The following is a 14,925-nucleotide window of genomic DNA, read 5'->3' as shown; positions in this document are numbered from 1 at the left end:
CCGTTATCCGTACGGATCTGACTGATGCTGGTCGCCGGTCGCCCTGCCGCATCATTTAGTGTCAGCGATGTTCCCGCATCCGCACTTTCCGTACGCAGCACCTGTCCGGAGAGTGAGGTGATATAGCGGAAATTGCTCAGCCCGGACGCCTGCATACGCGGATCAGCACTCTGCTGCAAAAAACCGCGCGCATCAAACTGATGGCGGGTAATGCGTTCATCAGTTTTATCCGGGGTATCCGGATGGCGGTGATACCCAATATTGCGTACAGCCTGCCTCCGGTTGCTCAGTACCGTCACCGACGGTGTTTTTTTATGTAACGTGTTTTCTGTTTTGTTCATTAATAGTGTCCTTTTGAGAGGAGGGATATCTGTCCGGTTCTGAGATCTTCGTCACGGACAGGCACTTATTCTAAAAATAATGAACAAATCAGGAAGAGCCAATCGTAGCAAAACACGCTTTATTTTAAATTTTCACAATAAAAACAATTCATTAAAAAACAATTAATTGTATACATAAAATATAATAATTAACTCATTTCATAATACTCATGAATAAAAAACCGGAGCAAGCCCCGGTTTTTTATGACAGTCATAATCGATTATTTGTTTTTATAAATAATTTCGCCCTTCGGCTCATAATCTGCCGCTTTCAGCGGTGAATGGGCTTCAATATACCCTTTCAGTACTTCCGCATCGACAAAGCCGGTATTGACATAGCCCGGGTGAGAATCAATTTTCGGATAACCATCCCCGCCGATCGCATTGAAATTCAGTGTCGCCATGCGGTAGGTTTTTGCCGGATCCAGCGGTTTGCCGTCAATCGTCACATCACTCACAGAGCCGTCTTTATTCAGTGTCAGACCGACATTGTAAAACTGTGCGTAAGCACCTGAATCCGTTTTCATATTTGCCACGGCGGTCAGATACGGCAGCACTTCGCTGCCTTTGAAATCGACATACACCAGCTCGTTGGCAAACGGCTGCACTTTCAGCACATTTTTATAGGTAATATCGCCCGGTTCGATGGAGTCACGCACACCACCGCCGCTCATAATAGCGAAATCGGCATTTGCGCGCTCTTTCTGTGCGGCCAGCAGAAGATGCCCCATACTGGTCTGTTCAAAACGGACTTTGCTGCGATCACCTTCCAGTTTGCTGTCAACCGAGCCGACTTTGATATTCAGCTGCTCATTGCCTTTTTCCTGGTACGGTGTCAGCAGTTTAAGCATGTCCGGGCTTTCGGTGATTTCACTGGTGTAATACACCCGCTCTGATGTGCCATCCTCTTTGGTGACTTTTTTCTTCAGATTCACCGGGATAAGCTGATAGTGTTTCAGCGTGAATTCGCCGTTGCGGAACTGAAAGTCCGCACGTCCGACATATTTACCCCATTCATGTGCCTGTACAATCCAGGTACCGTTCTGGTTGTCCGGTGCACACGGGGTGCCCGGTACGTAATCTGCAATTTTGTAATTCTTGTTTTCCGGCTGCATACAGACAGGATCCTGCGAGTGACCGCCGACAATCATATCCAGATAACCGGCCGGCAGGCTGCGTGCCATTTCCACATCCCCGGGGGCGTTGGAGCCGTGATTGCTGTCATCGTAGTGCCCCATGTGGGTGGCAGCGATAATGATGTCCGGTTTTTCCGTTTCGCGCAGGGCTTCAACCACTTTTTTGGCTTCTTCAGCCGGGACACGGAATTCAGTGTCCGGGAAGTTCCCCGGATTACCGATTTTCGCTGTGTCATCCGTTGTCAGGCCGATTACCGCAATTTTTACACCCTGCTTATCAAACATGGCATACGGCTTAAACAGGCGTTCACCGGTGCTTTTCTTATAAATATTGGCGGACAGGAACGGGAATGTGGCCCATTTTTCCTGAGTACGCAGCGTTTCAAGCGGATTATCAAACTCGTGGTTGCCCAGCGCCATCGCATCGTAACCGACCAGATTCATTCCTTTGAAATCCGGCTCGGCATTCTGTAAATCGGATTCCGGTACGCCGGTATTGATATCCCCGCCGGAGAGCAGCAGCAGTGAGCCGCCCTTCTCTTCCACTTCCTTACGGATACCGTCCACCAGGGTCTTCTGGGCGGATAAGCCGTATTCGCCGTGATCGTTCTGCCAGAAATGGCCGTGGTGGTCATTGGTGTGCAAAATAGTGATGTCGTAGGTTTTATCTTTTTCCCAGGCATTCGCCAGCGCCGGAAAAAGCATTGCGGATACCGCCAGCGCACAGGCTGTGGTTTTCAGTGTAAATGTCATGGTCATTCCCTGTGTGTCTGAATGATGATACCGGCACAGAAACAACTCTCTCCGGCGTTCTGCTGAAAGTATGATGAAAATTCACAAATTTTTACACCGGTTATGATAAACACGGCAAGAAAGTGCGATCTGACTCAATGTTTTGTCATTTAGCGGATCCGCACAAATACGATAACGCATCCTTAAAAAATCGTTAAATATCAATATACAACAGAGAAAAATGCCTATTTATCTGCTGCATAGAAATGTAGTTATTTTATACCACGGGAATATTACCGTACCGTAACCGGCATAAATATCACGATTAAACCTGTATTTTTCAGCTGATTTTTATAAATACATCTGCATCGATATCAAAAACAGACCAAATGAACTTAATAACCTGTTAATTAACAATAATATTGAAGATTAAAGTAAATAAATAACGGTACGAACGGGGATCACAAAGAGCAGAATACGCTGAAAATAGTCAAAGCTGAATGGTATCTGCTGTTAAGTCCTGTTTTTTACATAATTAGTTATATTTTTAACGCGATTTATGTCACGAAAACATGTATTATATTTATAGCTAACCCACATCCGTTCACACCACTAATCAAAAGGAGAATGAAAAAAGTGCATTCAACGCCTCTTATCACAACTATTGTTGGCGGTCTCGTTCTCGCTTATTTACTCGGTATGTTAGCGCAGCGGTTAAAGATTTCCCCGTTAGTGGGTTATCTGGCGGCGGGTGTGTTAGCAGGCCCTTTTACCCCGGGATTCGTTGCCGATACATCACTGGCACCGGAACTGGCGGAAATCGGGGTTATTCTGCTGATGTTCGGGGTCGGGCTCCATTTTTCACTGAAAGATCTGCTGGCGGTTAAAAATATCGCCATTCCGGGTGCTATCTGTCAGATAGCCGTCGCAACTATTTTAGGTCTCGGCCTTTCCAGTCTGTTCGGCTGGGGATTATTTGCCGGGATCGTATTTGGTCTGAGCTTATCCACCGCGAGTACCGTGGTGCTGCTGCGCGCCCTGGAAGAGAGGCAGCTGATAGAAAGCCAGCGCGGTCAGATAGCCATCGGCTGGCTGATTGTTGAAGACCTCGCCATGGTGTTAACCCTGGTGCTGTTACCGGCTGCCGCTTCTATCATTAATAACCCGGAGGCCAGTGCCAGCACATCAGATCTGCTGATAAGCCTGAGCATTACTATCGGTAAGGTCGTGGCATTCATCCTGATTATGATTTTTATCGGGCGCCGCGTGATTCCGTGGTTACTCGCCAGAACAGCCGCTACCGGCTCCCGCGAGCTGTTTACCCTGGCAGTGCTGGTGCTGGCGCTGGGTATTGCTTATGCCGCTGTCGCGCTGTTTGATGCCTCGTTTGCCCTCGGCGCGTTCTTTGCCGGTATGGTGCTCAATGAGTCAGAACTGAGCCACCGCGCCGCACAGGATACCCTACCGCTGCGTGACGCCTTCGCGGTACTGTTCTTTGTCTCTGTCGGAATGCTGTTTGACCCGATGGTGCTGATTAACCATCCGCTGGGTGTGCTCGGTGTGCTGGCGATTATCATCATCGGTAAATCCGCCGCCGCCCTGCTGCTGGTGAGGATGTTCGGCCATAACCGGCGGACAGCCCTGACAGTCGCCGTCAGTCTCGCGCAAATCGGGGAATTCGCCTTTATCCTCGCGGGAATGGGGGTTACGCTGGAAGTCCTCAACCGCCAGGCTAATGACCTGATCCTGGCCGGTGCTATTGTCTCTATCATGCTCAACCCGGTGCTGTTCACGCTGCTGGACCGCTATCTGGAAAAAACCGAAACACCGGAAGAGCAGCAGGAAGAAGAAACGCTGGAAGAAATCACTCAGGTGCCGGTCAATATCTGCGGACATACTATTATTGTCGGTTATGGCCGCGTCGGTGCGATGCTGGCGGATAAACTGCATAATAAAGGGTATCCGGTTGTGGTGGTGGAAGATACCCGCGCCCGCTTTGAAGAGCTTGCGGAACGCGGCTTCCCTTCCGTGATGGGGAATGCGGTGGCACAGGATGTGCTGGAGCTTGCCCGTGCCGATTGCGCCAGTGCGCTGCTGCTGACCATTCCGAACGGCTATGAGGCCGGTGAGATTGTCGCCAAAGCCCGTGCCATGAACGCACATATGACGATTATTGTCCGCGCGCATTATGATGACGAGCGCACTTATATTATGGAGCGTGGCGCAAACCGTGTGGTGATTGGTGAGTTTGAAATTGCCCGTGCGATGAGCACACTGCTGGTGGAAAACCAGACGGATCATGAATTCGGCTGCCCGGTCAATATCAATCCGGCGGCGGAAACAGAGACGGAAGGCCGCTCACTGCATGACATGCTGCGCAAACCTGAAGCAGATGCCGCCCCGGAGAACCAGAATCCGCATCCGTCGGCATAATTTGTTTTAACCTGCTGAAATAACAAGCCCGGATTTTCCGGGCTTGTTATTTATGCCCGGCTAATAATTTCATATTATTTAATCCTTTTTACAGAATCTGATACCCATAGTGAGATCAGATTAATAACACTTCCTGCTATAATCGCGATAGCATAATTAATATCTGTAAAAAATGAAAAATTGAAATGCGTTTCTTTTAATATACTCAATTTTAAAAGAGGAAATACGGTAACAAATAATGTTGATATAAGTATGGATATAATGGCTCTATTTTTTGTTTTAGTATTACCCCCCTGAAACAGATGACATTTACAAAACTCAGTAATACTACAATAAAATACTGGCCGGCGTCAGGCATCACACCTCCTCTGGAGAAAAAGACACTCATCCGGATGATATGGATTTATCAGAATACATGATCATAACAGATATTATGATCTTTTATTTACGGGATTCAGATTATTTTTACATCACGCTGGACATCATTATAAGATGAATTATTTTCCATTTAAGTTAATTTTAATATCACACCTTATAATTATGTTCGATAACATATAAACATTAATTCTGTCTGACATTTATATTGTTATTCCTGATAAAAAAACGCCGGATAATTCCGGCGTTTTTTTATCAGTTATTGTTATCAGCGTTCCCAGTATGACTCTTCCAGGCTGTCTTCCCGGTCCGGTAACCCTTTGGTCAGACGCGGTGAGTGCTGAATCAGCACCTGATAGCTGACACGGTTGGCATATTTGCAGACCTGCGCCAGTGAAGAGTATGTCAGATAACGGCGCTGATGCTTACTGGAGTTCGGGATATTCATCCGGTGATAGCTGTTGGCCGTAATATCATGCAGTAATGCGGATAATGCCCCGTCGCCGGCACCGTTGGTATTCATTATCTTATCCGGGCCGCCCATATAAGGTTCGATATGGGAATAGACCCGCGCCGCATCCTGACAATCTTTCTGACGCATTGCGCGGCTGAATTCATAACGGTTAAACTCCGCCAGCGCGCCCGGTAACAGCGGGTGGGTGGTTTCGCGCATAAATTCTTTTTCTGAATAACCTGCCATATATAACCCGGCAGGACCTGCGGTACACAGCACCAGATCCACCCAGTCCAGGGCTTTATCTGACGCCAGCAGCGGGTCGGCAACGCCGGTCAGTGCCAGCGCTTCTTCTTCATTCATCGCCAGCACAGAGACATTTTCCGCAAGGAAATCACGCCACCACTGCGGATCTTCCGCAATCACATGTTTGGTACCCAGAGTCAGAACCACCGGAACATCATGTTTCCGGGCATATTCGATAGCTTTCATGGTGGCATCCGGCATCGGTTCGCCCGGTTTGCAGCGCACCAGATAAGCCGTCAGCACCAGCGCGGAGGCTTCAGCAATTATCGCTTCCGGAATGCTTTCCGGGCGCAGCTGATTCATCAGCCCGGGGCTGATAGCAAATGTCCGCTCACCGTTTTCACTGATCAGGGTAAAACAGCGGCCAATCGGGCCGTCGACACCCTGTAAATAGTTGAGATCCATACGGCTGGAGGTGTTGCACAGATAATAATAGGCATAGCTGCCAATCTGAATATTATTGCACATGGTGCCCAGCAGCACAGAACGGTCGTCCGCCAGAACAGAATAATTGTGAAGGGTATTACCGATAGTACCACCGGCAAATTCATGGGTGATCAGCGAACGCTCAATCAGCTCACGGTACAGCTCTTCAGCCACATCATCCTCAATCACCAGCGAATGCCCGCGGCTGAGCTGATAACGGCGGATAAAATCATCATCCACGTTGGCTTCGATATCCACCAGCGTCTGATCAATACCAACGATATACGCGCGGGTATTTTCATCATCTTTCATCAGCTGGACAGGCTGTAATAACGGGTCACGCAGGCTGACCGGGAAATAGTGTTTGGATTTGCGTCTGCCGGGGAATTTCATAAAGGTTCATGGCCGGAAAAAAAGATGGCGTATTTTATCATAACGCGGGGAAGAATGTGAGCGGACAGAACCCTCAATGTCCGCTCAACCGGAAATTATGCTGATTTTTTTCTGTTAACAAACATATTCCATGCGAAAACCGCCATCACTGACAGAATAAACCCTAAAAAGGCGGATGCGATGAGATACATTTTAGTGCCGGGGCCGTCTTTCACCACCGGCAGATCCGGGGATTCAGTCACGGTGAACGGAACAATGTTCAGTGAGAAAGGTGCGATATTTTTGATTGCCTTCAGCGCATAGGCTCTGTCCAGAAGTTCCGCATCCACAGCCGGTAAATCCAGAGCTTTCAGGGAGTCTCTCATCTGCATCACTGCCGGACGCCCCATGGCACTGTAAGAGGCAACCGGGTCAGCTTCCGGATTCTGAGGCGGAACAGATGCCGCCACCGGTGCAACCCGTTCAGCTGCAGCCAGGTAAGCCAGCGTTTGCTCCCGCTGATGTTCCGCTCTCACCAGCGCCACATTATACTGACTCTGACCGGCACTCAGCGCAGCGGCCAGGTTTTCCTGTAACTGCGTCTGCATCACATTCTGACTGTATTGTGCGGTGTAATCGAGGTAATCCGACAACATTTGCTGTGCTGTTTGCGGATCTGCCGCAGTGAAGGTCACTTTGGCAGTAGCCGGTTTCAGTATATCGCCGTCCGTTTTCTGAAAACCAAAAGAACCGGAAACAGCAGTATCGCCCTGTGAGAGGCGGAATGATTCCTGTACTGACGGCGACTGCCAGACAGTACCGAACACATTAAATGCAGCCGGCAGATCAGATACCGCAGTCACATTGAGTGCATTCATCTGCTGGCTGACTTTATCCAGCTCCGGCATGTCACGAAGCTCTGTTGCCGTCACTTCGGCGGTACTGGTCCATTTCTGCGGCAGTATTTTGGAGACACCGAACCCGGCGGTAGCGAATAATACGGTCACAATGACGATAAAAACCTTATGGCGGTATAACAGTTTCAGCAGATCAATAATATCGATCTCGTCATTATTCAGGTTCACTGAACCCTTCTCATTCACCATGTCCGTAGCACCTGTCCTGTCTGCGATGAAGTACTGAATTTCACTTAAAATGAACAATAATATCTGTCATTTTCAGCTAATTAATTGTTACATGATTAATGTTAACATTAATTTCTTAAAATTCTACGCATAACAGTGGTATATTTCGGACTATTCCAGATTGGAATGCGAAAAAACTAGCCAACCAACTCTTGCAACAGCTTTATATGAATATCAGCGTCATTAAGGGACTGAATGTAATGATATTCCGCCCCGCCGGAAGACAAAAAGAATGCTTTATTCTGTTCCTTAATTTCCTCTAACGTTTCCAGGCAGTCAGCCGAAAATCCCGGGCACATCACCTGAACAGATTTCACGCCTTTTGAGGGTAATAACTTCATTGTTTCATCAGTATAAGGCGTAAGCCACGGCTCACGGCCAAAACGGGACTGATAAGTGTGCATGATATGTTCAGCCGGAAAATTGAGCCTTTCCCGCAGCAATGTCGTCGTGGCCTCACATTCTGCCGGGTAAACATCACCCTCTTTCGCATAACGGACAGGAATACCGTGATAGGATAAAATCAGCCGGTCAGGCACCCCGTGCTCCGCAAATGCGGCCTCCGCTGACTGCGCCAGTGCCTCAATATAGAGCGGGTGTGTCGCGTAACTGCGGATAAAATGCAGTGACGGGAATGTCCGGCGGCGTTTAAAGATATCCGCCAGCCCGTCAAACACCGCAGCGGTGGTTGAGCAGGAATACTGCGGGTACAGCGGCAGGACATCCAGATGTGTCACCCCCTGTGCCAGAAGGGCATCAACGGCGGATTCCAGTGATGGTGAACCATAGCTCATTCCCAGCTCCACCGGTGTGCCCGGCATCTGTGCCGCCAGTGCCGCCTGCTGACGGCGGCTGTATACCAGCAGCGGGGAACCCTCTTCCATCCAGACAGACTGATAAAGCTTCGCCACACGCGGCGAGCGGAACGGCAGCACAATACCGCGCAGAATACACTGCCAGAGCAGCGGAGAGACATCCACCACACGCGGATCACTCAGGAACTGCTTCAGATAGCGTTTTACCGCCGGGGTTTCCGGTGCATCCGGAGTACCTAAGTTAACCAGTAAAACGCCGCGTTTGTGTTGATTTGTCATCAGAAAATCCTGTCAGCAACTGAGAATGATTGTCAGGGTAATGCATTGTATATAATGATTCTTATTCTTTTCTGCCATGTTCTTCATGTTCTTCATCCTTTTGTCCGCAGGTTCGTTGGCTGCTGGTTCACCGGCGGCGCAGGATAAAAAAAGGCAGCCGTTTGGCTGCCTGACAGAAATAAGTGCCGGATTAACCCAGAATACGGGCTAATTCCTGACTGACTTCGCTTACCGGACGGGTGCCGTCAATACGATTGTATTTCACGTCACTCATCTGAGCTTCTTTCTGATAGTACTGGATCAGTGGTGCAGTCAGCTGATGGTATTCCACCAGACGCTTACGGACGGTCTCTTCCTGATCATCTTTACGGATGGTCAGTTCTTCACCGGTCACGTCGTCTTTATTTTCTGTCTTCGGCGGATTGTATTTTACATGATACACACGGCCTGAGCCCGCATGTACGCGGCGGCCGATAATACGGTCAACGATAATTTCATCCGGAACATCAAATTCCAGAACGAAATCAACGGTGATACCGGCTTCTTTCATTGCATCTGCCTGCGGAATGGTACGCGGGAACCCGTCCAGCAGGAAACCATTACGGCAGTCATCCTGTTTGATGCGCTCTTTAACCAGTGCGATAACTAATGCGTCAGTCACTAATTTGCCGTTGTCCATCAATTCTTTTGCCTGGAGACCCAATTCACTGCCGGATTTCACTGCTGCACGCAGCATGTCACCCGTCGAGATCTGAGGGATCCCGTATTTTTCCATGATAAACTGAGCCTGAGTCCCTTTACCGGCGCCCGGAGCGCCGAGCAGAATAATACGCATTGCGTAAACCCCTTGCTGGTTGCTTTTTTATAATTCGGATAAAAACAAGCTACCATACCATTTGTCAGGGTATGGACTCAAGAAAAGCGGGGAAACTCTGACGTTCGTTTTTCCTCATTTCAATAAAAAAACCACATGATCGTCATGAAATCATGTGGTTTTTAAGCGGGTTATGCGCGATTGTGCTCACCCGGCGCGGGAACGCCTGTTTTTAGCCTAATAACAGACTATTCATCCGGGAAACAAATTCGTTCGGATCTTCCAGGGTTCCGCGTTCAACAAACAGTGCCTGGTCGAGCAGCAGATTGATCCAGTCGGCAAAGCGGCTTTCGTCCTGCTGTTCTGCGGCCAGTTTCACCAGCGGATGCTCCGGGTTCAGCTCAAAGTTATATTTCACTTCCGGTGCCTGCTGGCCGGCGGCGGCAAACAGTTTCGCCATCTGAGTGCTCATATCATCGGCGTCGGTGGTGACAATCGCCGGGGTGGAGGTCAGACGATGGGTCAGTTTCACCTCTTTCACACGGTCGCCGAGCAGTGTTTTCACACGCTCAACAAACGGAGCCAGCTCTTTATCCGCTTCTTCTTTCGCTGCCGGATCTTCATCCGCCAGTTTTTCCAGCGATTCATCCGCTTTGCTGACAGACTGGAAGGTTTTACCCTCAAATTCATTGAGGTAATTCATCATCCACTCATCGATACGATCGGAGAGCAGCAGCACTTCAATGCCTTTCTTACGGAACAGTTCCAGGTGCGGGCTGTTTTTCGCAGCCGCATAGCTGTCTGCGGTGATGTAGTAAATTTTCTCCTGACCTTCCGCCATGCGGGATACATAATCCGCCAGGGAAACGGTCTGCGCGGAGGTGTCTTCCTTCGTGCTGGCAAAACGCAGCAGTTTGGCGATCAGTTCCGCATTGGAGCTGTCCTCGCCCGGACCTTCTTTCAGAACCAGGCCGAACTGCTGCCAGAATGTCTGGTATTTTTCCGCGTCATTATTGGCCAGTTTTTCCAGCATCTGCAGAACACGTTTGGTCAGGGCGCTGCGCAGGCTGCGGGTGACGGCGCTGTCCTGTAAAATCTCACGGGAAACGTTGAGCGGCAGATCATTGGAATCTATCAGGCCGCGCACAAAGCGCAGATAGTTCGGCATAAACTGTTCCGCGTCATCCATGATAAACACGCGCTGGACATACAGGCTCAGGCCACGGCGCTGGGCGCGGTTCCAAAGGTCAAACGGAGCCACGGACGGGATATAGAGCAGACTGGTGTACTCCTGCTTCCCTTCCACGCGGTTATGCGCCCATGTCAGCGGATCCGCAAAGTCATGGGAGAGATGCTTGTAAAACTCATTATATTCTTCATCACTGATGTCGTTTTTATTGCGCGTCCACAGTGCCTGAGCTTTGTTGATTTTCTCCCAGATAACGGTGCCGTCTTCTTCATTTTTGCTTTCGATTTCCACCGGCAGCGCAATATGGTCGGAATATTTGCCGATAACCGAGCGCAGACGCCAGTCATCGAGGAACTCATCTTCCCCTTCACGGAAATGCAGGGTGATTTCGGTACCGCGTGAATCCTTATGGGTTTTGGCGATGGAGTAATCCCCTTCCCCTTCAGATTCCCAGAACACCGCCTGATCAGACGGCACACCCGCCGCACGGGTGATCACAGTGACTTTGTCCGCCACAATAAAAGCGGAGTAGAAGCCCACCCCGAACTGGCCGATCAGCTGGCTGTCTTTGGCCGCGTCAGAGCCGAGTGATTCCAGGAAAGCTTTGGTGCCGGATTTGGCAATGGTACCCAGGTTGTCGATGACCTCATCGCGGGTCATCCCGATACCGTTATCACTGATGGTCAGAGTGCGCTTTTCTTTATCAGCGGACAGCCGGACATGCAGATCACCGTCATTTTCATACAGTGAACTGTCGGATAAGGCACGGAAACGCAGCTTATCGGCCGCATCAGAAGCGTTGGAGATAAGCTCGCGCAGGAAAATTTCTTTGTTGGAATAAAGTGAGTGGATCATTAACTGCAGAAGTTGTTTTACTTCTGACTGAAAACCACGGGTTTCTTGTTCTTGCAGACTCATGAATAACCTCAGACTGACTTATCAACGAAAAAAAACAGGATAAAAATCAGGTGGGGCCGGTCTTTGGGTTTTCAAGGCAAACGGGGAATTTTTTGTGACAATTCTGAGGAAAAGTGACAGACGGCACAGGCCGTCTGTCCGGGTAACAGGCAGAAACCGCCGTCAGTAATCGCTGTTGTAACGGATTTTCTGACGTCCGGCGATGGAGTGGGACAAGGTCGTGCCATCCACCATTTCCAGCTCACCGCCGACCGGTACGCCGTGGGCGATACGGCTGGCGGAAACATCATACTGCGCGCACATTTCCGCAATATAGTTGGCAGTGGCTTCCCCTTCCACTGTCGGATTGGTAGCCAGGATCACCTCAGTGATGGTTTCCTGAGACAGCCGCTCCTCCAGTTTATCCAGCCCGATATCCATCGGACCGATGCCGTCCAGCGGTGACAGGTGTCCCATCAGCACAAAGTAGCGGCCGGAGAACTGCCCTGTCTGCTCAATCGCGTGGATATCCGCCGGGCTTTCCACCACACAGATAAGACCGGTCTGCTGACGGCGCGGGTTGGCGCAGATAGTGCACTGTTCCTGCTCGGTAAAGGTCCGGCAGTCCCGGCAGTGGCCGATTTCCGACATGGCACGGGTCAGTGCCTGTGCCAGACGCATCCCGCCGCTGCGGTCGCGCTGTAACAGCTGAAACGCCATACGCTGTGCCGATTTCGGCCCGACGCCCGGCAGGCAGCGCAGGGCGTCCATCAGTGCTTCAAGAAGCGGACTGGTTTGCATCAGAACGGCATCTTAAAGCCCGGCGGCAGCTGCATTCCGCTGGAGACTGACGCCATTTTTTCTTTCTGGGTTTCGTCGATACGACGCGCGGCATCATTGAATGCGGCAGCAATCAGATCTTCGAGCATCTCTTTGTCGTCTTCCATCAGGCTTGGGTCGATTTCCACGCGGCGGCAGTTATGTGCGCCGTTGATAGTCACTTTAACCAGGCCTGCACCGGATTCACCGGTGACTTCCGTATTTGCAATCTCTTCCTGCATCTGCTGCATTTTATCCTGCATTTGCTGGGCTTGTTTCATGAGATTGCCCAAACCGCCTTTACCGAACATAGTTTTCTCTCTTTGACTAAATTGCGTATTCTAACGCAAGGTGGTTAAACAGGCCGGATACTCTCTTCATCCAGTTCCGCATCAAAAAAGGTCAGCAGAGTCTGAATGGTTTTATCCGTCACAATGGACTGACGCGCCTGCGCCAGCATCTCTTCATAGATAGCCTGCCGCCATTCCAGCGGCGTTTTCATGCTGACATCATCGTCTTCACAAATTGTGAGACTGATAACTTTACCATAAAGTTCACTCAGTGCATCACTCAGCACGCTGTGTGCTGATTTTGAATTCAGGTGGCGCTGTGAGGTGCGCAGATGCAGACAGATACTGTCTTCCCCGGTCTGCTCTTTCACCGCGTTCAGCGCCAGTTGCTGCACCAGTTTCGGCAGCTGCATTTTATCAATATCCGCCGCCCACGGATCCCGTTCCCGGGCAGCAACAGCCAGTTTTTCAGCCACTTCCGGCGTTTTTTCGTGCTCAAGGGCTTTTTTGATATCTTTCGGCCGCGCAACCGGGGGTTTCTCTTCCGGTTCATCCTGTTTCTGCGGACGCCACTGATACGGCTGCGGTTTACCGGATACTTTCGGCTGCGGTGCAGACACAGCACGGCCCCGGCGGTTTTCAGTCACGGCAGCGAGTCGCTCCAGTGCTGAGTTCGCCGGTTTACCCTTCTCTGTTGAGGTAACCGGCTCAGACTTTTTTGACGGCGGGATCTCCTGCCGGTTCAGTGCGTCACGGGCTTTCAGCAACTGAGCTGTCGGGTTGTTTTCCGTTTCCTGCGGCATCGCCGGCGGCGGCGTACTGCGCGCCGGTGCGGCCGGTGCCGCTGTCTGCGGCTGTGACGGCAGAGAGACCGGTACCACGGACGGCGCGGTGATCACTTCATCAATCACATTACGCGGATGAAATGCCAGTGCGCGCAGCAGTGCCATTTCAGCGCCCATGCGTCTGTCAGGGGCATACGGCAGCTCTTTGCGGCCAACCAGCAGTGTCTGATAATAGAGTTGCAGATCCGCCGGAGCAATTGCTCTTGCCAGGATGCGCAGACGTTCGTCTGTCACCCCGGCACTGTTATCCTGTACCGGCAGCAGTTGCAGCATGGCGATTTTATGCAGCGCGGCCAGCATTTCTGTCAGCAGGTTATCCCAGTCCGCGCCCCGTGATGCGGCATCATTCACGCCGTTCATCACCTGAACGCCATCCCCTTTCACCAGGGCTTCCAGGATAGTCAGCGGCTGTTCGTCGTCCAGAGTGCCGAGCATCTGCGTTACCACCTCTGTGGTCACTTTCCCGGCGCCCAGGGCAATCGCCTGGTCCGCCAGACTCAGCGCGTCACGCATACTGCCGTCTGCGGCACGGGCCAGTAACAGCCGTGCACGGGCATCATTTTCAATCTGTTCTGCGGTCAGAATGGTATCGAGCTGCTGACTGATCTGATCCACATCCAGTGCTTTGAGATGGAACTGTAAGCAGCGGGATAAAATCGTCACCGGCAGTTTTTGCGGATCGGTGGTTGCCAGCAGGAATTTGACGTGCTCCGGCGGCTCTTCCAGGGTTTTCAGCAGCGCATTAAAGCTGTGACGGGAGAGCATGTGAACTTCGTCGATAAGATAAACTTTGAAACGTCCGCGTGACGGGGCGTACTGGACGTTATCCAGCAGTTCACGGGTATCTTCCACCTTGGTGCGCGATGCGGCATCGATCTCAATCAGATCAACAAACCGCCCCTGCTCAATTTCAAGGCAGTTCTGGCATTTACCGCACGGCGTAGCCGTGATGCCCTGTTCACAGTTAAGACCTTTGGCAAACAGGCGTGCCAGGGTGGTTTTTCCGACCCCGCGGGTACCGGAAAAGAGATAGGCATGATGCAGCCGCTGATGTTCCAGCCCGTTTGCGAGCGCTGTCAGAACATGCTGCTGACCGATAACCTGTGAAAATGTTTGTGGTCGCCACTTACGGGCAAGGACTTGATAGCTCATGGATTCCGCAGAGAGTGAACATGATTTTCCATCATGCTACCACAGCCTCACCACAATGGGCGAGGC

At 50.8% G+C, this 14,925-nt stretch carries 10 protein-coding genes and 1 pseudogene; 1 reads left to right on the top strand and 10 read right to left on the bottom strand.

The genetic code is table 11. The features are described from left to right. Nucleotides 1-341: pseudogene (locus tag HMPREF3119_RS19495) on the bottom strand (RHS repeat protein); the annotation flags it as partial. 260 nt (nucleotides 342-601) lie between these two features. After that, the gene (gene ushA / locus HMPREF3119_RS09580; protein ID WP_049246887.1) at nucleotides 602-2,269 is read right to left on the bottom strand and encodes a bifunctional UDP-sugar hydrolase/5'-nucleotidase UshA; all 1,668 of its coding nucleotides are present in this window, start codon (nucleotides 2,267-2,269) and stop codon (nucleotides 602-604) included. Between the two features lie 606 nt (nucleotides 2,270-2,875). Here ushA and ybaL point away from each other — a divergent pair. Beyond that, on the top strand, nucleotides 2,876-4,681 hold the full coding sequence (gene ybaL, locus HMPREF3119_RS09575; RefSeq protein ID WP_036416674.1) for a YbaL family putative K(+) efflux transporter: 1,806 nt from the start codon (nucleotides 2,876-2,878) through the stop codon (nucleotides 4,679-4,681). Between the two features lie 643 nt (nucleotides 4,682-5,324). On the opposite strand, the gene HMPREF3119_RS09570 is transcribed toward ybaL, so the two are convergent. The 8 genes from HMPREF3119_RS09570 to dnaX all read right to left on the bottom strand — a co-directional run bounded on the left by HMPREF3119_RS09570 (nucleotide 5,325) and on the right by dnaX (nucleotide 14,859). Further along, nucleotides 5,325-6,635, bottom strand: coding sequence for an inosine/guanosine kinase (locus tag HMPREF3119_RS09570; RefSeq protein ID WP_004236489.1), 1,311 nt, complete (start codon nucleotides 6,633-6,635; stop codon nucleotides 5,325-5,327). 95 nt (nucleotides 6,636-6,730) lie between these two features. Beyond that, the gene (locus HMPREF3119_RS09565; protein ID WP_070579517.1) at nucleotides 6,731-7,720 is read right to left on the bottom strand and encodes a Wzz/FepE/Etk N-terminal domain-containing protein; all 990 of its coding nucleotides are present in this window, start codon (nucleotides 7,718-7,720) and stop codon (nucleotides 6,731-6,733) included. A 176-nt stretch (nucleotides 7,721-7,896) separates the two neighbouring features. Further along, nucleotides 7,897-8,853 (bottom strand): ferrochelatase, encoded by a 957-nt coding sequence (gene hemH, locus HMPREF3119_RS09560; RefSeq protein ID WP_036422488.1) that lies wholly within the window; start codon nucleotides 8,851-8,853, stop codon nucleotides 7,897-7,899. A gap of 190 nt (nucleotides 8,854-9,043) precedes the next feature. Continuing rightward, nucleotides 9,044-9,688 (bottom strand): adenylate kinase, encoded by a 645-nt coding sequence (gene adk / locus HMPREF3119_RS09555; RefSeq protein ID WP_004236486.1) that lies wholly within the window; start codon nucleotides 9,686-9,688, stop codon nucleotides 9,044-9,046. Nucleotides 9,689-9,899: 211 nt separating this feature from the next. Then, nucleotides 9,900-11,774 carry a molecular chaperone HtpG gene (gene htpG, locus HMPREF3119_RS09550; RefSeq protein ID WP_070579514.1) on the bottom strand — a complete coding sequence of 625 codons (1,875 nt, stop codon included), beginning with the start codon at nucleotides 11,772-11,774 and terminating at the stop codon, nucleotides 9,900-9,902. A 162-nt stretch (nucleotides 11,775-11,936) separates the two neighbouring features. Next, complete coding sequence (recR, locus tag HMPREF3119_RS09545) at nucleotides 11,937-12,554, bottom strand: recombination mediator RecR (RefSeq protein ID WP_004236484.1); 618 nt, start codon at nucleotides 12,552-12,554, stop codon at nucleotides 11,937-11,939. After that, nucleotides 12,554-12,883, bottom strand: a complete 330-nt coding sequence (locus HMPREF3119_RS09540; RefSeq protein ID WP_015422952.1) for a YbaB/EbfC family nucleoid-associated protein — start codon at nucleotides 12,881-12,883, stop codon at nucleotides 12,554-12,556. Before HMPREF3119_RS09540 ends, recR begins: the two co-directional genes overlap by 1 nt. A gap of 44 nt (nucleotides 12,884-12,927) precedes the next feature. Then, on the bottom strand, nucleotides 12,928-14,859 hold the full coding sequence (dnaX, locus tag HMPREF3119_RS09535) for a DNA polymerase III subunit gamma/tau (RefSeq protein ID WP_070579511.1): 1,932 nt from the start codon (nucleotides 14,857-14,859) through the stop codon (nucleotides 12,928-12,930). Nucleotides 14,860-14,925: the final 66 nt, after the last annotated feature.

It is taken from the genome of Morganella sp. HMSC11D09, assembly GCF_001807955.1.
Lineage (GTDB): Bacteria > Pseudomonadota > Gammaproteobacteria > Enterobacterales > Enterobacteriaceae > Morganella > Morganella morganii.
This window is presented reverse-complemented; position numbering and strand designations above follow the sequence as displayed.

Coding starts and splice junctions, on each gene's coding strand:
- ushA (WP_049246887.1), bottom strand. CDS start 2,269: ATGACATTTACACTGAAAACCACAGCCTGTGCGCTGGCGGTATCCGCA.
- ybaL (WP_036416674.1), top strand. CDS start 2,876: ATGAAAAAAGTGCATTCAACGCCTCTTATCACAACTATTGTTGGCGGT.
- HMPREF3119_RS09570 (WP_004236489.1), bottom strand. CDS start 6,635: ATGAAATTCCCCGGCAGACGCAAATCCAAACACTATTTCCCGGTCAGC.
- HMPREF3119_RS09565 (WP_070579517.1), bottom strand. CDS start 7,720: ATGGTGAATGAGAAGGGTTCAGTGAACCTGAATAATGACGAGATCGAT.
- hemH (WP_036422488.1), bottom strand. CDS start 8,853: ATGACAAATCAACACAAACGCGGCGTTTTACTGGTTAACTTAGGTACT.
- adk (WP_004236486.1), bottom strand. CDS start 9,688: ATGCGTATTATTCTGCTCGGCGCTCCGGGCGCCGGTAAAGGGACTCAG.
- htpG (WP_070579514.1), bottom strand. CDS start 11,774: ATGAGTCTGCAAGAACAAGAAACCCGTGGTTTTCAGTCAGAAGTAAAA.
- recR (WP_004236484.1), bottom strand. CDS start 12,554: ATGCAAACCAGTCCGCTTCTTGAAGCACTGATGGACGCCCTGCGCTGC.
- HMPREF3119_RS09540 (WP_015422952.1), bottom strand. CDS start 12,883: ATGTTCGGTAAAGGCGGTTTGGGCAATCTCATGAAACAAGCCCAGCAA.
- dnaX (WP_070579511.1), bottom strand. CDS start 14,859: ATGAGCTATCAAGTCCTTGCCCGTAAGTGGCGACCACAAACATTTTCA.